At 65.6% G+C, this 22,033-nt stretch carries 20 protein-coding genes; 8 read left to right on the top strand and 12 right to left on the bottom strand.

Annotation, left to right across the window (positions count from 1 at the left end):
• Position 1: 1 nt before the first annotated feature.
• Together J4G43_RS22880 and J4G43_RS22875 are read right to left on the bottom strand one after the other, a co-directional pair.
• On the bottom strand, positions 2-2,080 hold the full coding sequence (locus tag J4G43_RS22880; RefSeq protein WP_208086399.1) for a putative bifunctional diguanylate cyclase/phosphodiesterase: 2,079 nt from the start codon (positions 2,078-2,080) through the stop codon (positions 2-4).
• Positions 2,080-3,237 (bottom strand): ABC transporter substrate-binding protein, encoded by a 1,158-nt coding sequence (locus tag J4G43_RS22875; RefSeq protein WP_225005046.1) that lies wholly within the window; start codon positions 3,235-3,237, stop codon positions 2,080-2,082. The genes J4G43_RS22880 and J4G43_RS22875 overlap by 1 nt, the downstream gene beginning before the upstream one ends.
• Positions 3,238-3,438: 201 nt before the next feature.
• Between J4G43_RS22875 and radA the strand changes: the two genes are divergently transcribed.
• The 7 genes from radA (at position 3,439) to J4G43_RS22845 (ending at position 10,811) form a co-directional block, all read left to right on the top strand.
• Positions 3,439-4,887, top strand: a complete 1,449-nt coding sequence (gene radA, locus J4G43_RS22870; protein WP_208086398.1) for a DNA repair protein RadA — start codon at positions 3,439-3,441, stop codon at positions 4,885-4,887.
• Positions 4,888-5,053: 166 nt separating this feature from the next.
• The gene (locus J4G43_RS22865) at positions 5,054-5,683 is read left to right on the top strand and encodes a CvpA family protein (protein WP_071914705.1); all 630 of its coding nucleotides are present in this window, start codon (positions 5,054-5,056) and stop codon (positions 5,681-5,683) included.
• Between the two features lie 29 nt (positions 5,684-5,712).
• Positions 5,713-7,218 carry an amidophosphoribosyltransferase gene (purF, locus tag J4G43_RS22860; protein ID WP_208086397.1) on the top strand — a complete coding sequence of 502 codons (1,506 nt, stop codon included), beginning with the start codon at positions 5,713-5,715 and terminating at the stop codon, positions 7,216-7,218.
• A gap of 15 nt (positions 7,219-7,233) precedes the next feature.
• The gene (locus J4G43_RS55335; RefSeq protein ID WP_256461572.1) at positions 7,234-7,365 is read left to right on the top strand and encodes a hypothetical protein; all 132 of its coding nucleotides are present in this window, start codon (positions 7,234-7,236) and stop codon (positions 7,363-7,365) included.
• Positions 7,366-7,435: 70 nt separating this feature from the next.
• Positions 7,436-8,176, top strand: coding sequence for an SDR family NAD(P)-dependent oxidoreductase (locus J4G43_RS22855; protein WP_208086396.1), 741 nt, complete (start codon positions 7,436-7,438; stop codon positions 8,174-8,176).
• Between the two features lie 78 nt (positions 8,177-8,254).
• Entirely contained in the window at positions 8,255-9,418 is a 1,164-nt protein-coding gene (locus J4G43_RS22850) for an NHL repeat-containing protein (protein ID WP_208086395.1), read from the top strand.
• 166 nt (positions 9,419-9,584) lie between these two features.
• A complete protein-coding gene (locus tag J4G43_RS22845) occupies positions 9,585-10,811 on the top strand; it encodes an ABC transporter substrate-binding protein (protein WP_063983724.1) in 1,227 nt (408 codons plus the stop codon).
• A gap of 105 nt (positions 10,812-10,916) precedes the next feature.
• On the opposite strand, the gene J4G43_RS22840 is transcribed toward J4G43_RS22845, so the two are convergent.
• The 8 genes from J4G43_RS22840 to J4G43_RS22805 form a co-directional block, all read right to left on the bottom strand.
• The gene (locus J4G43_RS22840) at positions 10,917-12,173 is read right to left on the bottom strand and encodes a TCR/Tet family MFS transporter (protein WP_208086394.1); all 1,257 of its coding nucleotides are present in this window, start codon (positions 12,171-12,173) and stop codon (positions 10,917-10,919) included.
• Positions 12,170-13,552 carry a ribosome biogenesis GTPase Der gene (gene der, locus J4G43_RS22835; RefSeq protein WP_208086393.1) on the bottom strand — a complete coding sequence of 461 codons (1,383 nt, stop codon included), beginning with the start codon at positions 13,550-13,552 and terminating at the stop codon, positions 12,170-12,172. The genes J4G43_RS22840 and der overlap by 4 nt, the downstream gene beginning before the upstream one ends.
• A 49-nt stretch (positions 13,553-13,601) precedes the next feature.
• On the bottom strand, positions 13,602-14,153 hold the full coding sequence (locus tag J4G43_RS22830) for a hypothetical protein (RefSeq protein ID WP_208086392.1): 552 nt from the start codon (positions 14,151-14,153) through the stop codon (positions 13,602-13,604).
• 44 nt (positions 14,154-14,197) lie between these two features.
• Entirely contained in the window at positions 14,198-14,851 is a 654-nt protein-coding gene (locus J4G43_RS22825) for a tetratricopeptide repeat protein (RefSeq protein ID WP_063983726.1), read from the bottom strand.
• A 166-nt stretch (positions 14,852-15,017) separates the two neighbouring features.
• Positions 15,018-16,610, bottom strand: a complete 1,593-nt coding sequence (locus tag J4G43_RS22820; RefSeq protein ID WP_208086391.1) for a class I adenylate-forming enzyme family protein — start codon at positions 16,608-16,610, stop codon at positions 15,018-15,020.
• 75 nt (positions 16,611-16,685) lie between these two features.
• Positions 16,686-17,270: an NnrU family protein gene (locus J4G43_RS22815; protein ID WP_063983728.1), complete on the bottom strand. Its 585-nt coding sequence runs from the start codon at positions 17,268-17,270 to the stop codon at positions 16,686-16,688.
• Positions 17,271-17,436: 166 nt separating this feature from the next.
• Entirely contained in the window at positions 17,437-18,015 is a 579-nt protein-coding gene (locus tag J4G43_RS22810; protein ID WP_028149740.1) for a UCP034077 family protein, read from the bottom strand.
• Between the two features lie 209 nt (positions 18,016-18,224).
• A complete protein-coding gene (locus J4G43_RS22805) occupies positions 18,225-19,844 on the bottom strand; it encodes a peptide chain release factor 3 (protein ID WP_208086390.1) in 1,620 nt (539 codons plus the stop codon).
• Between the two features lie 151 nt (positions 19,845-19,995).
• Here J4G43_RS22805 and sugE point away from each other — a divergent pair, with 151 nt between their 5' ends.
• The gene (gene sugE / locus J4G43_RS22800) at positions 19,996-20,310 is read left to right on the top strand and encodes a quaternary ammonium compound efflux SMR transporter SugE (protein ID WP_208086389.1); all 315 of its coding nucleotides are present in this window, start codon (positions 19,996-19,998) and stop codon (positions 20,308-20,310) included.
• On the opposite strand, the gene J4G43_RS22795 is transcribed toward sugE, so the two are convergent.
• A complete protein-coding gene (locus tag J4G43_RS22795) occupies positions 20,303-21,310 on the bottom strand; it encodes an inorganic phosphate transporter (protein WP_008143644.1) in 1,008 nt (335 codons plus the stop codon). The two genes, sugE and J4G43_RS22795, sit on opposite strands and share 8 nt — an antisense overlap.
• A gap of 15 nt (positions 21,311-21,325) precedes the next feature.
• Positions 21,326-21,970, bottom strand: a complete 645-nt coding sequence (locus J4G43_RS22790; RefSeq protein WP_014495845.1) for a DUF47 domain-containing protein — start codon at positions 21,968-21,970, stop codon at positions 21,326-21,328.
• Between the last annotated feature and the right edge of the window lie 63 nt (positions 21,971-22,033).

Here is a 22,033-nt window from a genome sequence, read left to right as displayed (position 1 = left end):
CTCAGGCGGCGAATTCGGGCGCGATCGAAGGGCTGCCGGCGAGGACGCGGCTTGTCTCAGTGGGTACCGCCTGCTTTTCGAGCCATTGCAGCACGGCGTCGAGCGGCTGCGGCCGATGGTAGTGATAACCCTGCCCGAGCATCACGCCCATCTCGCGCATGGCGTCGGCCTGCTCGGGCCGCTCGATGCCTTCCGCGACGAGCGTCAGCCCCAGCGTGCCGGCGAGCGAGGCGATGACGCCGACGATCGCCTTGTCTTCCGCGCTGTCAGGGATCTCGCTGATGAAGGCTTTGTCGATCTTGACCTTGTCGAGCGGGAACCGCCTGAGATGCGCGAGCGAGCTGTAGCCGGTGCCGAAATCGTCGAGCGCGATGGTCGCGCCCAGGCGCCGCAGGCGGTGCAGCGTCTCGGAGGCGCTGGCGATGTTGTTGATCAGCGATCCCTCGGTGATCTCGAGCTCCAGCAATGATGCCGCAACGTTGAAACGCGCGCAGGTCGCGCGCAGCTCGGCGGCGAGCGAATGGTCGGCAAGCTCGGACGGCGGCAGATTGATCGCGATCCGGATCTGCGGCCTGCCGGCGGACGTCAGTCGCTGCAGCGCGCGACAGGCATCGGTCAGCACGTAGCGCGTCAGCCGCGCATTGTTGCCGCTGCGCTCGATCAGCGGCAGGAATTCGCCGGGACCGATCAAGCCAAGTTCGGGATGGCGCCAGCGGATCAGCGCCTCGAGGCCGACAACGGCCTGGCTCTCGAGGTCGACCTGGCTTTGATACCAGACCTCGAACTGCCCCTCGGCGAAGCCTGCGGGAATGGCGAGCTCGAGATCCCGGCGGCGGCGATAGTCGCGCTGAAGCGCTTCGTCGAGCACTGCGACCGTGCCGGGCGCCTTGCTCTTGGCATGGTAGAGCGCGATGTCGGCGAGCGCCGGCAAATGCGACAGCTCGGGATCGCCGGCGCGGCGCACGGCAAGGCCGATGCTGGCGCGCGGCACGACCTGCTTGTCGTGCAGCCGGATCGGCTCGGAAATCGCATCTAACAGCTGGCGCGCGAACGCCTGGGCGGTCGCTTCATTGCTGACCTCGGGGCGGATCACGACGAATTCGTCGCCGCCGAGCCGGGCGACCCAATCCTGCGGTTCGACCGCATCACGCAGGCGCTCGGAGATGTGCACCAGGAACTTGTCGCCGGCATCATGGCCGAAGGTGTCGTTGATGCCCTTGAAGTCGTCGAGATCGATGAAGCAGAAGGCGATCAGCGAGTCCGGCGAGCCGGCATCGCCGCTCAGGGTCACCAGATGCTCGGACAGCGAGCGACGATTGGGCAGGCCCGTGAGCGGATCGTGCGCGGCCATGTGCCCGAGCCGGTCGAGCGCGCCCGATGTCGTGTGCTGCATGGCGTTGAAGGCACGCGCGAGCTGGCCGAATTCGTTCGTCGATTTGATGTCGGCCGGATAGGCGCGCCCGTCCTGCTTGCTGCGCTGGATCGCCGACATGATCGCGGTGAGCGGCTTGCCGATGAAGATGTTGGCCGAGATCCGCATCGCGATCAGGGTGGCAAATGTCGCGAGCAGGCCGACCACCAGCAGCAGCATCAGCCGGCTGCCCGTGTCCGTGTAGACCGTCGCATAGGAATAGGCGATCGCGATACGACCGGCCTGCACGGCGATGTTGCCGTTGCTGTAGCGGATCGGACGCGAGACTTCCGATACCGCCTGGTCCGTCGGCCGCGCCACCACCCGCGCGATCGCGACGCCGGTGTCGTCATAAACGGCCGCCGCGGCAATGGTCTCGTCGTGCATGATCTCGTTGAGGACGCTCGTGACCTGATCGTAGCGCATCTTCCAGAGCGGCTCGGCGATCAGTTCGGCGCGGCTCTCGGCCGTGCGGGCAATGCGCGCGTCGAGCTGCCTGATCTGCGACCAGAAGCTCGATGCCTCGACGCCGGCAGAGGCGAGCAGTTGCACCACCAGCAGCACCGGCACGGTGGCCCAGATCATCGCACGGACCACCGAGCGCGAGCGCGACGGCGCCGTCTGCTGCTGCTTGCGATCCGGGTCGGTCATGTCGTTACCGTTTCGCATCAGTCAGCAGCGCCTTCCGGAAGCGTCAGCGAAGAGATGAGCGCATCGATGCAGAAATCGTACTGGCCGCAGCGCCCCGCCCTCGCCCTGAAGCGCGAGAAATCGATCCGATCGAAGGCGCGCGTCTTGATGAGGTCTCCGACCGAAGCGAGATTGTCGCGCGTGATCGCGGACGTCCTGGCCTCGACGCGGGGCGATGCGGTCGCGAAATCGCAGCCGTCGGCGTAGTCGCGCAGGAGGACGATCGACCAGCCGCCGAGCAGAAAATGTCCGCCATCGGTCATGAGCAGACGGCCCGCCTTGATCTCGCGCAGCGCGTCCTCCGACCAGTTGAGGCCGACCAGCTGGATGTTTCGGCCGGGCGTGAGGCCGGCCGCGACCACCGCGCGAAGCGCGCCGAGCGCCATCGGATCGTTTCCGGCCCAGATGCCGGCAGGCCGGATCTCCTTGCGCGCGGCCCAGTTCAGATAATTCCTGGTGACCTGCTCTGCCTCCGACTGGGTCCAGTTGGCGAACAGCATCCGGTCCACCACCACGTCGGGCGCGGCGTCCACCGCGAGCTTGAGACCGGCGTTACGGGCGATCGAGGCCGGCGTGATCTCGTCGCCGCCGATGCCGAGAATGTGGATCTTGCCGTCCGGGCTCTGCCATTTCTCGCCGCGCGCCACGTTGATCAAGGCATTGGCCATCCTCGCACCCGCGGTCTGGAGATCCGTCGTGATGTCGCCGAGCCAGGTCTTGAGCTTTTGCCGGGGCGGTCCGAGGCGCGCGGCGTCGTCGCCGATCAGCGTGTTCGAGAGCAGCAGCGTCTTGACCCCGGCGGCCTCGGCCGCCTCCAGGATGGGAACGGCGGCGGATTCCTCGTTCGACAGGATGAGGAAGTCCGGCTTGTCGGCGCGTGCCACCACGCCGAAGCCAAGCTCCTGCATGGTGCGGTAATTCCGCTCGCTGGTCAGCACCTCGACATGCGCGTCGAGCTTGCGGCCCGCGGCCTGCATGGTCTGCGCGACCATGTCCCAGTAGACCTCGCCGGTCTTGCCGGGGTTGACGAAAACGATGTTGAGACGCCCGGCGTCGGCCGCAACGGCGCCGCCTACCGGCAGAAGAAGGCCGCAGGCCATGCCCACGGCGAGCATTATCCGCAAGACTACCGTCATTCGTTTCGCCATCCCGTATCGGTTTCGAAACTGGACCCGCGTCCGCTAACATTTGGCAAAGTCCGGAACGGCGCGGCGGCGTAGAGCTAACAAAGGGTGTATCGGCTGCGGTGAATTGGGCTAATGGGGGTGCCGGCGATCGCCGTCTCGCCCGTCATTCCGTGCTATCAGCAAACCTGAAAACCCCGACTCGCTGTCCCCATGGCCAAGAACACGCTTTCCTTCGTCTGCCAGAACTGCGGCGCGGCCTATAACCGCTGGCAGGGCAAGTGCGAGTCTTGCGGCGAGTGGAACACGCTTGCCGAGGAGGACACGACCGGCAGCGTGCCGGTCTCGATCCGCTCCAAGCGCAAGGGACGGACGTTTGCGCTGGAGAGCCTGTCGGGGAAGACCCAGGACGCTCCTCGCCTGTCCTCGGGCATGACCGAGCTCGACCGCGTCACCGGTGGCGGCTTCGTCCGCGGCTCGGTGCTGCTGGTCGGCGGCGATCCCGGCATCGGCAAGTCGACGCTGCTGACGCAGGCCACCAGCTTGATGGCGCGCGCCGGCCACCGCATCGTCTACATCTCCGGTGAAGAGGCGGTCGCCCAGGTGCGGCTGCGCGCCGAGCGGCTCGGCCTGTCGGACGCGCCGGTGCAGCTCGCGGCCGAGACCTCTGTCGAGGATATCGTCTCGACGCTGTCGGAAGGCGCGGTGCCGCGGCTGATCGTGATCGATTCGATCCAGACCATGTGGACCGACACGGTGGAATCCGCGCCCGGCACGGTCACTCAGGTGCGCGCCTCGGCGCAGGCGCTGATCCGCTTCGCCAAGAAGACCGGTGCGGCCATCATCCTGGTCGGCCATGTCACCAAGGACGGCCAGATCGCCGGCCCCCGCGTGGTCGAGCACATGGTCGATGCGGTGCTGTCCTTCGAGGGCGAAGGCTCGCAGCAATTCCGCATCCTGCGCGCCGTGAAAAACCGATTCGGCCCGACCGACGAGATCGGCGTGTTCGAGATGACCGGCCTTGGCCTGCGCGAGGTCACCAATCCGTCCGAGCTGTTCCTGTCCGAGCGCGATCTGGGCACGCCGGGCACCGCAGTCTTTGCGGGCATCGAGGGCACAAGGCCCGTTCTGGTCGAATTGCAGGCCTTGGTGGCCCCCACCTCGCTCGGCACCCCGCGCCGGGCCGTGGTCGGCTGGGATCAGAGCAGGCTCTCCATGGTGCTGGCGGTGCTGGAGGCCCATTGCGGGGTCAAGCTGTCCGGCCACGACGTCTATCTGAACGTCGCGGGCGGCCTGCGCATCCACGAGCCGGCGGCCGATATGGCCGCCGCGGCCGCACTGGTTTCATCCCTGGTTAATGCGCAGTTACCTACCGATGCTGTCTATTTCGGCGAGATTTCGCTCTCCGGCGTCATCCGCCCGGTGGCGCAGACCCCGGCCCGGCTCAAGGAAGCGGTCAAGCTCGGCTTCAAGCGCGCCGTGCTGCCCGAATCGGCCCGGGGCGGCGATGCTGGCGGCGACGCCGCACTGTCCCTGAACGCAATCAACAGCCTGACGACACTGGTGGCCGAGATCGCGGCCCGGGGCTCCCGCCGCGGCGACTCGAGCCCGCCGGCGGAGAAAAATGCCACTTCGGCAAGATTCCGCCGTGGAGAGGGTTAGGTGGAGGTGACGTCCTCCGCCCCCACCGCTATACAGCCGTCACAAAAGCAGCATGGGATTGCGTGGTTGCGGCCTTGCCGGGAACGCCGTCTGGCCCTCACTTAGGGCCACGGCCAAGCACCGATTCGCTGAGCACCTTTGAAGTACGAGCGGACCCGACCAGCCGATGCCAGTAACACTCCTCGACCTGATCCTGCTCGGTGTGATGCTGATCTCGGGCCTGCTCGCCATGGTCCGCGGCTTCATGCGCGAAATCCTGTCGATCGCGGCCTGGGGCGCAGCGGCGATCGTGACGCTGTACTCGTTCTCGAAGCTGCTGCCGACCGCAAAGACCTATTTCAACAACGACACGGTGGCGAGCGTCGTCGTGGTCGCCGGTGTGTTCGTCGGCACCCTGGTCGTGGTTTCCGTGATCACGGTCCGGATCTCCGACATGATCCTGGATTCGCGCATCGGCGCGCTGGACCGCACCCTGGGCTTCCTGTTTGGCCTCGCTCGCGGGCTTTTGATCGTCGTGGTCGCGTTCCTGTTCTTCACCTGGCTGGTGCCGGACAAGCAGCGCCCGGACTGGGTCACGGGGGCCAAATCTCGCGTGGTGCTCCAGGGAACCGGGGATTGGCTGATGGCCCTCTTGCCTGACGACCCCGAGAACACCATCTTGAAGAGATTCAAGAAAAACAAACCAGATGATGATCAAGCTGATTCCGAACAGCAGCCTTCGGGCACTGGCGACGGATACAGCAAACCGGCTCGTGACAGCCTCAAGAAGCTGATCGAGAAACCTGCGGCGCGTTGATTAGGCCCTAAAAGAGAGGCGCGGACGAGATGCGACACCCTGACCAGGACGCCCAACTTGATCTCGGCCCAGCCGCGCTAGAGCTTCAGGACGACCTGGAGGGCGATACGCTCCGCGAGGAATGCGGCGTCTTCGGCATCTATGGCCACCCTGACGCCGCCGCCATCACCGCGCTCGGCCTCCACGCCCTCCAACATCGCGGCCAGGAGGCCGCCGGCATCGTCTCCTACGACGGCAGCCGCTTTCACTCGGAACGCCGCCTCGGCCTCGTCGGCGACAGCTTCTCCCGCCGCGAGGTGATCGACCGCCTGCCCGGCAATATGGCCGTCGGCCATGTCCGCTACTCCACCACCGGCGCCACCATCCTGCGCAACGTGCAGCCGCTGTTCGCCGAGCTCAATGCCGGCGGCCTTGCGGTCGCCCACAACGGCAACCTCACCAACGGCCTGACGCTGCGCCGCGAGCTCGTGAAGAACGGCGCGATGATGCAGTCGACCACCGACACCGAGGTGATCCTGCATCTCGTCGCGCGCTCCAGGCGCAGCCGCTTCATCGAGCGCTACATCGACGCCTTGCGCGAGATCGAGGGCGCCTATGCGCTGGTTTCGCTGACCAACAAGAAGCTGGTCGGCGCGCGTGATCCACGCGGCATCCGCCCGCTGGTGCTCGGCGAGCTCGACGGTTGTCCGATCCTGACCTCGGAGACTTGCGCGCTCGACATCATCGGCGCGCGCTTCATTCGCGACATCGAGCCCGGCGAAGTCATCGTGTTCGACGAGAACGGCCAGGACATCCACAAGCCGTTCCCGCCGATGGCGCCGCGCCCCTGCATCTTCGAATACATTTATTTCTCCCGCCCGGACTCCATCGTTCACGGCCGCTCGGTCTACGAAGTGCGCAAGGCCTTTGGTGCGCAGCTCGCGCGCGAGAGCCATGTGCCGATCGACGTCGTCGTGCCGGTGCCGGATTCCGGCGTCCCCGCCGCGGTCGGCTACAGCCAGCATTCCGGCGTGCCGTTCGAGCTCGGCATCATCCGCAACCACTATGTCGGCCGCACCTTCATCCAGCCGACCCAGGCGATCCGCGAGTCCGGCGTGCGCATGAAGCATTCGGCCAACCGCGCCGCGATCGAAGGCAAGCGCATCATCCTGATCGACGACTCGCTGGTGCGCGGTACCACCTCGAAGAAGATCGTGCGCATGATGCGCGATGCCGGCGCCAAGGAAGTGCATTTCCGCCTCGCCTCGCCGCCGATCCTCTATCCCGATTATTACGGCATCGACCTGCCGGATCGCGGCGGCCTCCTGGCCGCGACGCATTCGCTGGAGGAGATGCGCGAGATCATCGGCGCCGACTCGCTCGCCTTCCTGTCGATCGACGGCATGTATCGCGCCATGGGCGAGCCCGGCCGCGACCCCGCCAATCCGAAATTCTCGGATCATTGCTTCACCGGGGCGTATCCGACCCATCTCACCGACCAGACCCAGACCGAGCAGCAGCCGCGGCAATTGTCGTTGCTGGCGGAGGCGAGCTGACGACAGACCGCGACGATGCAGCTGGCCATCGCCATTCTCTGCGGAGGGCTTTTGGTCGGCTTCATCGTCTTCGCCTTCAGGCAGGGCATGAAGGTGCCGCCTGACAGCTCGGGGAACGGCCCGAACAATAGTACCAATATCCAGTAGGGCTGCGGCGGGAGCTCAAGGGCAGAAATTCCGGGCTTGTCCCGGCCATCCACGCCTGTAAAACCCCGCCATGACAAAACCCCTCGCCAACCGCATCGCTCTCGTCACCGGCGCCTCGCGCGGCATCGGCTTCGCCACGGCCAGGGCGCTGGCGAGGGCCGGCGCGCATATCGTTGCGACGGCGCGCACGCAGGGCGGGCTGGAAGAGCTCGATGACGAGATCCGGAAAGACGGCGGCAGCGCCACGCTGGTGCCGCTCAATCTCACCGATTCCGACGGCATCGCGCGGCTCGGGGCCGGCCTGCACGAACGCTATGGCAAGCTCGACATCCTCGTCGGCAATGCCGGCGTGCTCGGTCCCTCCTCGCCGGTCGGCCACATCGAACTGAAAGCCTTCACCGACGTGATGGCGGTCAACGTCTCCGCGAACTTCCAGCTGATCCGCTGCATGGAGCCGCTGCTGAGGCAGTCCGATGCAGGCCGGGCCGTGTTCATCACCTCGGGCGCCGCCAACAAGGCGACCGCCTATGTCAGCCCCTACGCCGCCTCCAAGGCCGCGCTGGAAACGCTGGCCCGCGCCTGGGCACAGGAAACCGCGAACACGCCGCTCCGTGTCAACCTGTTCAACCCGGGCCCGATCCGCACTCGCATGCGCGCCGCGTTGATGCCGGGCGAAGATCCGGCGACGCTGGAGACACCCGAGCAGGTGGCCGAATTCATCGTCCCGATGTGCGGGCCTGACTGGACCGAAACCGGCAAGTTCTACGACTACAAGACCCGCACACTGATGAGCTTCCGCTCGCCGGCCTGATTGACTCGTGTGCCTCCCCGCGATTGACTGCCCACGCTCAAGCGGCAACAAGCCGCAAGCCAAAAAAGGGAGGTTGCCATGGCGCCGTGGCATGATCGCGCAGGGCTTGTCTGTACAAGGCTCGGCCCTGCGCTCGTACGAGTCTCTCACACGTTCTCCATCCTGATTGCCGCCATCGCGTTCGTGCTTCCAGGCACGGCGACTGCGGGTGACGTCCCGACCTTCGCGGTCGATGCCTCCTGGCCAAAACAGCTGCCGAACAACTGGATCCTCGGCCAGGTCGGCGGCATCACCGTGGATTGGCAGGGCCATATCTGGGTGATCCATCGCCCGCGCTCGCTCACCGATGACGAGAAAGGCGCGAGCCTCAGCCCGCCGCGCTCGAAGTGCTGCGTGTCGGCGCCTCCCGTGCTCGAATTCGACACCGACGGCAATTTGCTGCGGTCGTGGGGCGGTCCAGGCGAAGGCTATGAATGGGTCGGCCGCGAGCACGGCATCGAGGTCGACGAGCGCGGCTTCGTCTGGGTCGGCGGCAACGCCGACAACGACAACGCCATTTTGAAGTTCTCGCTCGACGGCAAGTTCGTCGCCCAGATCGGCAAGATCGCGCCGAGCCTCGGCAGCAACGACACCACGCAGCTCGGCAAGCCCGCCGAAACCGCGATCGACAAGGCGGCGAACGAAATCTACGTCGCCGACGGTTATGGCAACCGCCGCGTCATCGTGTTCGATGCGACGACGCTCGCTTACAAGCGGCACTGGGGCGCCTATGGCAACAAGCCCGATGACAGCAAGCAGGCGGCGTATGATCCCAAGGCGCCCGTCTCCCAGCAATTCGGAAATCCCGTCCATTGCGTGAAGCTCGCCAATGACGGTCTCGTCTACGTCTGCGACCGCATCAACAACCGCATCCAGGTGTTCAGGAAGGACGGCACCTTCGTGAAGGAGTTCTTCTTCGAGAAGAACACCCTTGGCAACGGCGCGGTGTGGGACGTCGCGATCTGGCCCGATCCGAAGCAGACCTATTTGCTCAGCGCCGACGGCGAGAACAACGAGATCAGGGTGATCAAGCGCGACGACGGCAGCGTGGTCGGCAGCTTCGGGCACAACGGCCGCAATGCCGGGCAATTCCACTGGGTGCATGCGATGGCGGTCGACGCCAAGGGTAACGTCTATACCGCCGAGGTCGATACCGGAAAGCGCATCCAGAAATTCAGGCTGACGTCGGACGCGCTCAAATAGCGTCTCAACACACTTTGCCCAAAGGTTAACCGACGGATGACGCTACGCCGCAGCGTCATCCGGCTTTAGGCGCATTGCCGCCGGCCGTGGGACACGGTAGAGCGATCAGCCGGAACAAGGCTCCGCAAGAGAGCCGTCCGCATATTGAAAATGGAGGAGACCTTTTATGACGACGACGCTCGCGCGCCGCTATGCGGCCCTTCTGGCCTGTGCCGCCTTCGGTTTTGCAACATCCGCCTACGCGCAGGACAAGACCGTCAAGATCGGCGTCTTGAATGACATGTCGAGCCTTTATGCCGATATCGGCGGCCCGAACTCCGTGGTCGCGATCAAGATGGCCGTCGAGGATTCCGGCCTGCTCAAGAAGGGCTGGAAGATCGACGTGCTGAGCGGCGATCACCAGAACAAGCCGGACGTCGGCGTCAATATCGCTCGGCAGTGGATCGACAACGAGAAGGTCGATGCGATCGCCGATACGCCGAACTCCGGCGTCGCGCTCGCGGTCAGCAACCTCGTCAAGGAAAAGAATTCGGTGCTGCTGAATTCCGGCGCCGCCTCTGCCGACTTGACCGGCAAGGCCTGCACGCCGAACACGATCTCCTACACTTACGACACCTACATGCTCGCCAACGGCACCGGCAAGGCGCTGACCAAGGCCGGCGGCGACACCTGGTTCTTTCTTACCGCGGATTATGCCTTCGGCCACGCGCTGGAACGCGACACCACGGCCGTCGTGACGGCGAACGGCGGCAAGGTGCTGGGCAGCGTCAAGCACCCGATCAACAGCTCGGACTTCTCGTCCTTCCTGCTGCAGGCCCAATCGTCCAAGGCCAAGGTGGTCGGCCTCGCCAATGCCGGCGGCGACACCACGAACTCGATCAAGCAGGCGGCCGAATTCGGCATCGTATCGGGCGGCCAGAAGCTCGCGGCGCTGCTGCTGTTCATCAACGACGTGCATTCGCTGGGCCTAAAGACCGCGCACGGCCTGACCTTCACTGAGTCCTTCTACTGGGACATGAACGAGCAGACCCGCGCCTGGTCGAAGCGCTTCGCCGCCCTGGCCAGCAAGAACGCGATGCCGTCGATGACCCAGGCCGGCAACTACGCGATGGTGCTGCACTATCTCAAGGCGATGGAAGCGCTCGGCGGCAACCCGCATGACGGCGCCAAGGTCGTCGCCAAGATGAAGGAGCTGCCGACCGACGATCCGCTGTTCGGCAATGGCCCGCTCCGCCAAGACGGACGCCGTCTCATCCCGGCCTATCTGTTCGAGGTGAAGAAGCCCGAGGAGTCGAAGGGCCCGTGGGACTACTACAAGCAGATCGCCACGATCGCGGCGGAAGACGCGGCCAAGCCGCTCAAGGACAGCGAGTGCCCGCTGGTGAAGAAGTAAGACCGTCGACGCCGCCGTAGGGTGGGCAAAGGCGCGTAAGCGCCGTGCCCACCTTCTCTCCGCGAGTTGACGAAGTAGCGGTGGGCACGCTTCGCTTTGCCCACCCTACGAAACCGTCTTCGTAGTCACCAGCGTCCGCATCGCGATCGCGACACATACCACCATCAATACCGCCGCAAGCAGGAACGGCGCGCCGGGCAGATGCAACGGCGCGCTGGCGCCGATGAAATAGGAAAACGTCAGCGTGAACAGGAACGGTCCGACGAGTTGCGACACGCTCTGCACGCTCGCGGTCGCGCCCTGCAACTGGCCCTGCTGATCGGGCGCGACCAGTCGGGTCATCAGCGATTGCATGGCGGCGCCCGAGATGCCCCACAGCGACATCACGGGAATGCCGATCCAGAACAGCGGGCCGGTCGGCGCGGCGCCGAAGATCACGAAGCCGATCGCACCACAGCACAGACCGAGCACCAGCGCATTCCGCTCACCGAACACGCGTACGATCGGGCCGATGGCGAGCCCCTGCACCACCATGGCGCAGATGCCGACCATCGCGAGCGTCAGACCCACGGTCTTGGAATCCCAGCCGTAGCGATAGGTCGCATAGAGCACGAAAGTCGAGGGCAGCACGACATGCGCGACTTGTGCGATGAAGTTGACGATGGATAACGCGGCCAGTGCCGCGTTGGAACGCAGCAAGTGCAGCGCTCCGACCGGATTGGCGCTGGTCCAGCGGAACGGCGCGCGCCGCTCCGGCGCCAGCGATTCCGGCAGGACGAAGAGCCCATAGAGCGCATTGGCAAAGCTCAAAGCCGCCGACGCCCAGAACGGCAGCCGCGGATCGATATCGCCGAGCAGGCCGCCGAGCGCCGGGCCCAGGATGAAGCCGGCGCCGAAGGCAGCTCCAATCCTGCCGAAGACGGCCGCGCGCCGCTCCGGCGGCGTGATGTCGGCGATATAGGCAAAGGCGGTCGAAATGCTCGCCGAGGTGATGCCCGAGATCACGCGGCCGATGAACAACCAGAGCAGCGACGGCGCGAGCGCCATCAGCACATAGTCGGCGGCGAGCCCGAAATTCGACAGCAGCACCACCGGCCGCCGTCCGAAGCGATCCGACAGCGCGCCGAGCACCGGCGAGAACACGAACTGCATCAGCGCCCAGGCGGTGCCGAACAGGCCGAAGATGCGGGCCGCATGCGCGGTGTCGTTGTCGACGAAGCTCTCGATCAGCTTCGGCAGGATCGGCATGATCACGCCGAGCGCGAGCATGTCGAGCAGGATGGTGACGAAGATGAAGGCGACGGCACCACGCCGGACCGGCGCAGCGCTTCGCGCCGTCGCCTCGCCGGCATCGTTGCTCACGACGGCCGCTTGCGCTTGTGGGCGAAGGGGTTGGCCTTTTCGCGCAAGGTGATGCGCACCGGCGTACCCGGCAGCTCAAAGGTCTCGCGCATGGAATTGGTCAGGTAGCGCAAATAGGACTGCGGCACCGCGTCCGCGCGCGAGCAGAACAGCACGAAGCTCGGCGGACGCGCCTTGTTCTGCGTGATGTAATTCAGCTTGAGCCGTCGGCCGGACACGGCCGGCGGCGGATTGGCCTGCACGGCCTGCTCGAACCAGCGATTGAGCGCGGATGTCGGCACGCGCCTGTTCCAGACCGCGTAGGCGTCCTGGATCGCCTGCATCAGACGATCGATGCCCTCGCCCATCAGACCTGATACGGCGACGATCGGCACGCCCTTGATCTGCGGCAGCGAATGGTCGGCATCCCGGCGCAGGCCCGAGATGGCGCCGCCGCCCTTGGTCTCCATCAGATCCCACTTGTTGACGGCGAGCACGACCGCGCGGCCCTCGCGCTCGATCAGATCGGCGATGCGCAGGTCCTGCTCCTCGAAGCGGTTCTGCGTGTCCATCATCATCACGACGACTTCGGCAAAGCGCACCGCGCGCAACGCGTCGGCGACCGAGAGCTTCTCCAGCTTTTCCTCGATGCGCGAGCGACGGCGCAGGCCTGCGGTATCGAACACGCGAAAATCGCGGCCCTTCCAGTTGATCTCGACCGCGATGGAATCGCGCGTGGTGCCGGCCTCCGGGCTCGTCAGCAGGCGCTCCTCGCCGAGCAGATGATTGATCAGCGTCGACTTGCCGGCATTGGGCCGGCCGACGATGGCGACGCGGATCGGACGCGTCGCGGCCTCCTCCTCGGTCAGCGGCTCGTCGTCCTCGTCTTCATCTTCCTCGACAGGCTCCGGCATCAACTCGCGGAGGGCGTCATACAGCTCGCCCATGCCTTCGCCGTGCTCGGCCGAGACCTGAATGGGATCGCCGAGGCCGAGCGCAAAGGCCTCCATCGCGCCGGCATCGCCGTGCTTGCCTTCGCTCTTGTTGGCGACCAGCAGTACCGGCTTGTCGGCCTTGCGGGCGAAATCGGCGAAGGCGCGATCGGTGGGCGTCAGGCCGATGCGGGCGTCGATGACGAAGAACAGCGCGTCGGCCTGTGCGATCGCGGCCTCGGTCTGCTCCTGCATGCGCGCGGTCAGCGAGCCCTTGGCGCCCTCGTCGAGGCCGGCGGTATCGATGATGGTGAATTCGAGGTCGCCGAGCCTGGCCTCGCCTTCGCGGCGGTCGCGGGTGACGCCCGGCAGGTCATCGACGAGCGCGAGCTTCTGCCCAACCAGGCGGTTGAACAGCGTCGATTTGCCGACATTTGGCCGGCCGATAATAGCAATCGTGAAGGACATCGGTCATTCGTGCGCTGCGAAGGCCGCGCCTGTCAATGTAATGAAGTGATCAGCGCGAAAAGCTGCCGCTCGGCATCGGTGCCGGGAAAGCTCCCTGCGATTGCTGCTGGGTGGTTTGGGTCGGTTGCGCCTGCTGGACGGGTTGATCCGGCGGCGGGGCGGTGGTGCGCTTGCGCACGATCTTCTGCTTGGGCGGCGGAGCGGCCGTGGGCGGCGCGGCCTCCGGCTGGGCCTCGCCGTCGACCTCGCCCGCGGGCGCCTCAGCGGGCGCGGCCGCGGTGCTGGAAGGCTGTTTGGTCTTCTTCGCCTTGGCACCCTTTGCCGGCTTGGCCTCGGGCGACGGCTCGGCGGGCAGAGCCGCGACGGCCGGTGCGTTCGGATCCGGCTGCTGCTGTGCTGCGCCCTTGTACATCTCCCGCGGCACGCCCTGCTCGAGGCCCGGAACGCCCTCCGGGAAGACCGGCTTGCGGTCGCCCGGCAGCTTCTTCTTGGTGTCGAGGAAGTCGAGCATGTCGCTTGGATCGAAGCTGGAGCAGCCGCCCAGGATGCCCGTGAAGGCGATCAGGACGGCGGCTGCGATCAAGCGGGGCGTGCGGCGCATCTTGTGTCTCGTCTACGTCAGAGAGCCCGAAGGTCAGCTCTTGGTCAGCTTTTGGCGACGGGCGGCAGCAGGGCCTGGAGCGCCTCGGCGCGTGAGCGCAAACCGGGCGGCGTTTCGCCGTCCTCGGCAATCGCGTCGAGCCATTTGCGGGCCGCGGTCATGTCGTTGTTGCGCCAGGCCGATAGCGCCAGCAACTCGCGGGCGCTGTGGCGGAACGTGGATTTGGGCGCGGCGGAGGACTCCAGCCGCTGCTGCATGTCGGCATAGGACGCGCTGTCGACCAGCAAGCCGGCGGCGCGGATCTTCGCCAGATCCTGCCACTCACCACCGATGCTGCGATCGGCGGCGATGTCGTCAAACATCTTGGCGGCCGCCTTGGGATCGCGGGGCGCTGCCTCGGCCGCGGCACGTAGCCGCGCCAGGGTGCGATAACCCGAGGGAGCCTTGGCGGCGAGCGCGGTGAAGGCGGCCTCGGCCTCCGCGTGCTTGTCCTGGTCGGACAGCTCAGCGGCCTTCTCGAAGGCGGCGCCGGCCTCGGCGGCCTTCTTGCCCTCCAGGTACTGGTAGCCGCGCCAGCCGCCCACAGCAGCCACGATCAGCACCATCAGGGCAATGAAGACGATCGAATACTTGTCCCACAGCTTCTTGAGCTGTTCGCGACGTACTTCCTCGTCGACTTCGTCAAATAATTCAGACACTTATGTTAATCCCATGCCCGTCCGGGTGCGCGCGCCAATGCGTTCGCGTCAGGAATCCCGTCCCCCACGTGGCGGCGGGGTACCCTAACGATATGGCGGTGGCAAGGCAAAGCGAGCCCAATCAAGGCGTTAACCACCCGGAACAGCCCGGACCGGCCTGTCCGGCTCAGGTTCCCAGGAGCTCCCGCAGCTGCCGCTTCAGCACCTTGCCGTTGGCATTGCGCGGCAGCGGCTCGGGGGTGATCGCCATGGTTTCGGGGACCTTGTAGTCGGACAGCCGCTCCGCGCACCAGGCGCGCAAGGCCTCGCCGGTCACCGGGGCGCACGTCACCACCACGGCGTGGACGCGCTCGCCCAGCACCGGGCAGGCCTTGGCAATGATCGCGCTCTCGACCACGGCGGGGTGGCCGGCCAGCACGGACTCGACCTCGGCCGAATAGATCTTCAGGCCGCCGCGATTGATCATGTCCTTCTGCCGGTCGAACACGCGGACAAACCCCTCCGCGTCGACCGAGCCGAGATCGCCGGAATGCCAGAATCCGCCCGTGAAGCTTTCGGCCGTGGCCTTCGGGTTATTCCAGTAGCCCTTGATGACGGAGGCGCTCTGGATCCAGAGCTCGCCGATCTCGCCATGAGGCAGCTCGCGCCCGTCCGCTCCCATCGCGACGATGCGGGCACCGGGACACGGCAGGCCGACACTGTCGATGTGGCTTGCAGTCAGCTCGCCCGGCATGATCGTCGAGGGGGACGTCGTCTCGGTCGAGCCGTAGCAGTTCGCGAGCTTCAGGCCGGGAATCGTCGCCTTGAGCTTCTCGATGGTCGCGACCGGCATCGGCGCGCCGCCAAAGCCACCGATGCGCCAGCTCGAGAGATCGTAGCCCTCGAAATTGGGCTGGAGCAGGCAGAGATTGTACATCGCCGGCACCATCACCGTGTAGGTGACGCGCTCGCGCGCGGCGAGCTTGAGATAATCGGCAGCCTTGAACTCCGGCATGATGATCAGCGCGCCGCCGCAGCGGATCATGGTCGTGATGTTGGCGACGACGCCGGTGACGTGGCCGAGCGGCACTGCCGCGATCGAGCGGTCCGCTTCCGTCAATTGCAGGCAGGAGACGAACACCATCGAGGAATGGACGATGTTGCAATGGGCGAGCATCGCGCCCTTCGGCTTGCCCGTCGTGCCCGAGGTGTAGAGGATCATCGCGGTGTCCTCCTCGCCGATCTCGACCGGCGCCGATGCCGGGACGTTGTCGGCGAGCACGGCGAAACGCGACAGGGCCTGATTGCTGTCGACGGCGATGCGGTGGATGACAGCGCGGACATCAAGCGCATCGGGCAGCCGCCCGGTGAGCCCCGCTTCATGGATAAGGATCTTGGCGCCGCAATCGGCGAGGACATAGGCGATCTCGGGCTTCTGCTGGCGCGTGCCGAGCAGCACCGTCACCAGCCCCTCATGCGCGGCGGCAAACAGCAGCAGCGGAAATTCGATACGATTGCCGAGCAGGATCGCGACCCGGTCGCCGCGCTGCAGGCCGAGCTTGCGAAAGCCCGCCGCGATCCGCGCTGCCTGCTCCACCGCCTGTCGCCAGCTCAACCGGACATCGCCTGCGATCAGCGCTTCGCCATCCGGATTGCGGGCGCAAGCGTCCGCGATCATCGCCCACAGGCTCGCCGGCCGGTCGCTGAAGGCCGGCACCACCCGATCGCCAAAGCGCGCCTCGAACCGCATCGGCGGGATCTGAGATTGCGACCAGTCCATCGGGATGCCCTCGGCTGTTGCTTGTCACGTTCCGCGCACGGCTGCGCGGAACCGCCTTGCGCTGATCGGCTGTCGTCAGCCTCCCATGACGGGAACGCCGATCACAACCGGGTGGAATGCGAAGGCCAGCGCGAGATAAGCGACGACACCGACTGCAACGGCGATCAGATCATTGGTGACCCCGCCCACCGGAATCGGCGGGCCGCCGCCATCGGTGCGATGCTTCAGCGAGATGCGGTCGTACACGGCCCAGCCCAGGAACGAGCCAAACAGGATGATGGAGCCGAGATCACCATTGGCGAGCAGATGCGCGGCCGCCCACAATTTGATGCCCGCCAGCATCGGATGCTTCAGCGTCGCATAGATGCGCCCGCGCAAGTAGGACGCCACCACCAGGATGACAGCGGGCAGCATCAGCGCGACTGTAATGTGCTTGAATGCGACCGGCGGCTCCCAAACCGGGATCATTCCGGCAGCGCGATAATGGGCAAAGCCCCAGATGATCAGCGCCAGTCCCGCAAGCGAGACGGCCGCATAGAGGATCTTGTAGGTCCCCTCGCCCAGTCTCGCGATCGCCTGCGCGCGCGCCTCTCGTTTCGTTGTGAAAACATGGGCCGCAAAAAACAGCATCAGCCCCAGGATCATGACCAGCAGACCCACGACATCCTCCCCTCAACCAGCGCCCCCGCCCATGGCGTATCATCGATTGGGCGCGGGTCGCAACTCTCACGCCTCATGGTGAGGCGTGCAGGCTCGGGTCTGCAACAGCGCGGCCTTCATCCTGCGAGACCCGCGCAAGCGCAGTCCGCAAGATGCGGGGATAGAGCTATTTTCCAAGCTCGCGATTATCGACATAGCGGATCGCGATCGGGCGTCCGGCCAGAGCGCCGCCGAGGCCGCTGGTGAATTTGAGCGGCAGGCAGGCTTTCAGCGATGAATTGATCGCATTGAGATAGGTCGTTCGGGTATCGGCCGGGACGCCCGCGGTCGCATAGGTCAGCTGCGGCGGACCGATCATGCCGCCCGCCTTGTTGAAGCTGAAGCGCACCGCCATCTGCATGCCCGCGCGCGCATTGTCCGATGGCGGTGACCAGCATGTGCGCAGCTCGGCGAAGAGATCGCCAATCGTATCGAGATCGTGATCCGGCTTTTGATATTTGGCGCGATCAGCCTCCGCCGGCACGGTTTCGATCGTGAGCTGGAGGTTCTGACCATAGGGATAATCGATCTCGGGAATGCAGGGGCCGGGCTCGAGCGGGCTGCAATAGTACGGCGTGCAGGGCCGGCCGTCGAGCACGCTGCACGGCTCATGCGAAAACGGGATCGGATTGATCTGGCGGCGCTGCGCATCGGCGGCAACCGTCGATATCGCCAGCAGGAGAAAAACCAGGATGCCGCGCCACATGATGCGAGCTCACAATGTCACACGAACCAACGTGGCATCGACAATGAACGCGTCAAGCCTGCGGCTGTTCACATGCTCGCGTTTGGCTCCGGTGTCGTCGCCCGGCTCGACCGGGCGACCCAGTACTCCGAGACGGCGGTGATGGAATCGAGAGGCTGCGGCGTACTGGATTCCCCGCCTTCGCGGGGAATGACAGCGGAGTGTGGCCCCTACCCCTTCTTCTTGACGTCCTTGACATTCGTGAACTCGATGCCCTCGGCGCGTTCCCTGGCGTAGCCGAGATAGAACTCGTTTCTCGCCAGATACACGGGATCGCCGTCGACATCGTCGGCGATGCTCGAGGTGTTGGCGGCGATGAAAGTGTCGAGCTTCTTGCGATCTTCGGATGAGACCCAGCGGGCGAGCTGGAACTCGCTGACCTCGAACTCGACGGGCAGCGAATATTCCGCCTCAAGCCGTGCCTTCAGCACGTCAAGCTGGAGCGCGCCGACCACGCCGACCAGCGCCGGTGCGCCGTCGCGCGGGCGGAACACTTGCACAACGCCCTCTTCGGACATCTGCTGAAGCGCTTCCTTCAGCTTCTTCGCCTTCATCGCGTCGGTGAGACGCACGCGGCGGACGATTTCCGGCGCGAAGCTCGGTACGCCGACGAAGGTGAAATCCTCGCCCTCGGTCAGGGTGTCGCCGATGCGCAGCGTGCCGTGATTGGGAATGCCGACGACGTCGCCGGCGAAGGCTTCGTCCGCGACCGACCGGTCCTGCGCGAAGAAGAATTGCGGGCTCGACAGCGGCATGCTCTTGCCGGTGCGCACCAGCTTGGCCTTCATGCCGCGGCTGAGCTTGCCGGAGCACAGGCGCGCAAAAGCAATGCGGTCGCGGTGGTTCGGATCCATGTTCGCCTGGATCTTGAACACGAAGGCGCTCATGCGCGGGTCGGTCGCCTCTATCTTGCGCTGGTCGCTCTCCTGCGCGCGCGGCTCCGGCGCGAACTTGCCGAGACCTTCCAGGAGGTCACCGACGCCGAAATTGCGCAGCGCGCTGCCGAAATAGACCGGCGTCAGATGGCCCTCGCGAAACGCGGCGAGCTCGAACGGTTTCGAAGCCTCGGTGACGAGTTCGAGCTCGTCCTTGACCGCGCCGACATCGAGGTTGGCGTTGAGCTTGCCGAGCTCGGCGATCTCGATCTGCTGGGCAGCGCCGGTCTTGGCGCCGCCGCCTTCGAGCAGACGCACGCCGCCATTGGCAACGTCATAGGTGCCGAGGAAATCGCGGCCGCGGCCGACCGGCCAGGTCATCGGCGTGGTGTCGAGCGCGAGCGTCTTCTCGATCTCGTCGAGCAGCTCGAACACGTCGCGGCTCTCGCGGTCCATCTTGTTGATGAAGGTGATGATCGGAATGTCGCGCAGGCGGCAGACTTCGAACAGCTTTCGGGTGCGCGCCTCGATGCCCTTGGCAGCGTCGATCACCATGACGGCGGAATCGACGGCCGTGAGCGTACGGTAGGTGTCCTCCGAAAAGTCCTCGTGGCCCGGCGTGTCCAGCAGATTGAACACGAGCCCCTCGAACTCGAACGTCATGACCGAGGTCACGACCGAGATGCCGCGCTCACGCTCGATCTTCATCCAGTCCGAACGGGTGTTGCGCCGCTCGCCCTTGGCCTTGACTTGGCCGGCGAGATTGATGGCGCCGCCGAACAGCAGCAGCTTCTCGGTCAGCGTGGTCTTGCCCGCGTCCGGGTGGGAGATGATCGCGAAGGTGCGCCGCCGCGCCACTTCGGTGGCAAGCGGGGAACGGGCCGGCGAGTCGGCTGATATGACGATGTCGGACATGGCGGGAGCGTTTGGCAGGGAAAATGGGCCTGATCAAGCCTCATGTGGTGATTGCGGAGCCCCTCGGCCAGCCCCATATCCGCTCTCGGGGAGGACGGCCTCCCCCCTCATCAGCCCGCGGGGACGACCCTGCCTTGAATGGAGGGTCGTCATGGCCTGGAGCATCCTGTTCGTCGCCGGTCTTCTCGAGATCACCTGGGCGATCGGCCTGAAATACACCGAGGGCTTTACCAAGCTTGTTCCGTCCGTCATTACGCTCGTGGCGATGGCCGGCAGCGTCATTCTGCTCGGACTTGCTCTCAAAACACTGCCCGTCGGAACCGCCTATGCGGTCTGGACCGGCATCGGCGCGGTCGGTACCGCCGCGCTTGGTATCATCCTGTTCGGCGAGCCGGCCACCGCGTTCCGTCTCGCCAGCATCGGGCTGATCGTCGCCGGCATCGCCGGGCTGAAATTCGTCACCTGACGAAAATCTGGACCGCCCACCAGGTCAGCGCCGCGACAATGGCCGAGGCCGGGATCGTGATCACCCAGGCATAGACGATCGAGCTCGCGACGTTCCAGCGCACCGCCGAGACGCGGCGGGCCGCGCCGACGCCGACGATCGCGCCGGTAATGGTGTGGGTGGTCGAGACGGGAACGCCGAGGAAGGTCGCCATGAACAGCGTCGCGGCGCCGCCGGTTTCGGCGCAAAAGCCCTGCATTGGCGTCAGCTTGGTGATGCGCAGGCCCATGGTGCGGACGATGCGCCAGCCGCCCATCAGCGTGCCCAGCGCCATCGCGGCCTGGCAGGACAGCACCACCCAGAACGGTACCGAGAATTCACCGCCGAGATGCCCCTGCGAATAGAGCAGCACGGCGATGATGCCCATGGTCTTCTGGGCGTCATTGCCGCCATGGCCAAGCGAATAGAGCGAGGCGGAGGCGAATTGCAGGATCCGGAAGGCGCGGTCGACAGCGAACGGCGTCGAGCGCACCGAGAGCCAGGACACGATCGCGACCAGCATCATCGCGAGCAGGAAGCCGACCAGCGGCGACAGCACGATCGCAAGCACCGCCTTGGACAGGCCGCTCCACACCGCCGCCGAGATCCCCGCCTTGGCCATGCCGCCGCCGACGAGACCGCCGATCAGCGCATGCGAGGAGGAGGACGGGATGCCCAGCCCCCAGGTCACCAGGTTCCAGACGATCGCACCCACGAGCGCCGCGAAGATCACCTGGGCGTCGACGACCGCGGGATCGATGATGCCGGTGCCGATGGTCTGGGCAACATGCAGCCCGAACACCATGAAGGCGATGAAATTGAAGAACGCGGCCCAGAGCACCGCGAATTGCGGCCGCAGCACGCGGGTGGACACGATGGTCGCGATCGAATTGGCGGCGTCGTGCAGGCCGTTCAGGAAGTCGAACAGCAGCGCGACGGCGATCAAGCCGACGAGGACAGGAAGTCCGAGCGCAGCATCCACGGCGCGACCCCTGCCCTAAACTTGCTCGATGACGATGCTGTTGATCTCGTTCGCGACGTCGTCGAAACGGTCGGCCACCTTTTCGAGATGGTCGTAGATCTCGACGCCGACGATGAAATCCATCGCGCTGCCATCACGGTGCTTGAGAAACAGCTCCTTCAGCCCAATGTCGTGGAGATCGTCGACCCGGCCCTCCAGCTTGCCCAGCTCTTCCGTGATCGCGGTCAGCATCGCGACGTTCGGGCCGATCGACTGCATCAGCGGCAACGCGCGCCCCACGAGATTGGCGCATTCGATCAGGAGCCCGCCAATCTCCCGCATCGGCGGCTCGAAGGTGCGGACCTCGAACAGCATCACGGCCTTGGCCGTCTGCTGCATCTGGTCGATGGCATCGTCCATCGAGGTGATGAGATTTTTGATGTCGCCACGGTCGAAGGGGGTGATGAAGGTACGGCGCACCGCCGTCAGCACCTCACGGGTGATGTTGTCGGCGTCGTTCTCGAACTGGTTGACACGCTGGCAGTAGACCGGCGTCTCCTCGCCCCCGTTGAGCATGCCCTGGAGTGCGATCGAGCCCTGGATCACGGTCTGTGCATGGCGGTCGAACAGGTCGAAGAACCGTTCTTCCTTGGGCAGGAAAGCGCGAAACCATCGCATCATGGGGATAGGCTACCGGTTGGAAATGGCCCGGCCCGAATAGGCCGTCACAAAACTGTCATAGAC

It is taken from the genome of Bradyrhizobium barranii subsp. barranii, from assembly GCF_017565645.3.
Lineage (GTDB): Bacteria > Pseudomonadota > Alphaproteobacteria > Rhizobiales > Xanthobacteraceae > Bradyrhizobium > Bradyrhizobium barranii.
The sequence above is the reverse complement of the archived record's forward strand: the minus strand, read 5'-3'. Positions and strand labels throughout refer to the sequence as shown.

Excerpts from the sequence above, each read along its gene's own strand:
- J4G43_RS22880 (WP_208086399.1), bottom strand. The coding sequence starts at position 2,080 with ATGCGAAACGGTAACGACATGACCGACCCGGATCGCAAGCAGCAGCAG.
- J4G43_RS22875 (WP_225005046.1), bottom strand. The coding sequence starts at position 3,237 with ATGACGGTAGTCTTGCGGATAATGCTCGCCGTGGGCATGGCCTGCGGC.
- radA (WP_208086398.1), top strand. The coding sequence starts at position 3,439 with ATGGCCAAGAACACGCTTTCCTTCGTCTGCCAGAACTGCGGCGCGGCC.
- J4G43_RS22865 (WP_071914705.1), top strand. The coding sequence starts at position 5,054 with ATGCCAGTAACACTCCTCGACCTGATCCTGCTCGGTGTGATGCTGATC.
- purF (WP_208086397.1), top strand. The coding sequence starts at position 5,713 with ATGCGACACCCTGACCAGGACGCCCAACTTGATCTCGGCCCAGCCGCG.
- J4G43_RS55335 (WP_256461572.1), top strand. The coding sequence starts at position 7,234 with ATGCAGCTGGCCATCGCCATTCTCTGCGGAGGGCTTTTGGTCGGCTTC.
- J4G43_RS22855 (WP_208086396.1), top strand. The coding sequence starts at position 7,436 with ATGACAAAACCCCTCGCCAACCGCATCGCTCTCGTCACCGGCGCCTCG.
- J4G43_RS22850 (WP_208086395.1), top strand. The coding sequence starts at position 8,255 with ATGGCGCCGTGGCATGATCGCGCAGGGCTTGTCTGTACAAGGCTCGGC.
- J4G43_RS22845 (WP_063983724.1), top strand. The coding sequence starts at position 9,585 with ATGACGACGACGCTCGCGCGCCGCTATGCGGCCCTTCTGGCCTGTGCC.
- der (WP_208086393.1), bottom strand. The coding sequence starts at position 13,552 with ATGTCCTTCACGATTGCTATTATCGGCCGGCCAAATGTCGGCAAATCG.
- J4G43_RS22830 (WP_208086392.1), bottom strand. The coding sequence starts at position 14,153 with ATGCGCCGCACGCCCCGCTTGATCGCAGCCGCCGTCCTGATCGCCTTC.
- J4G43_RS22820 (WP_208086391.1), bottom strand. The coding sequence starts at position 16,610 with ATGGACTGGTCGCAATCTCAGATCCCGCCGATGCGGTTCGAGGCGCGC.
- J4G43_RS22810 (WP_028149740.1), bottom strand. The coding sequence starts at position 18,015 with ATGTGGCGCGGCATCCTGGTTTTTCTCCTGCTGGCGATATCGACGGTT.
- J4G43_RS22805 (WP_208086390.1), bottom strand. The coding sequence starts at position 19,844 with ATGTCCGACATCGTCATATCAGCCGACTCGCCGGCCCGTTCCCCGCTT.
- sugE (WP_208086389.1), top strand. The coding sequence starts at position 19,996 with ATGGCCTGGAGCATCCTGTTCGTCGCCGGTCTTCTCGAGATCACCTGG.
- J4G43_RS22790 (WP_014495845.1), bottom strand. The coding sequence starts at position 21,970 with ATGATGCGATGGTTTCGCGCTTTCCTGCCCAAGGAAGAACGGTTCTTC.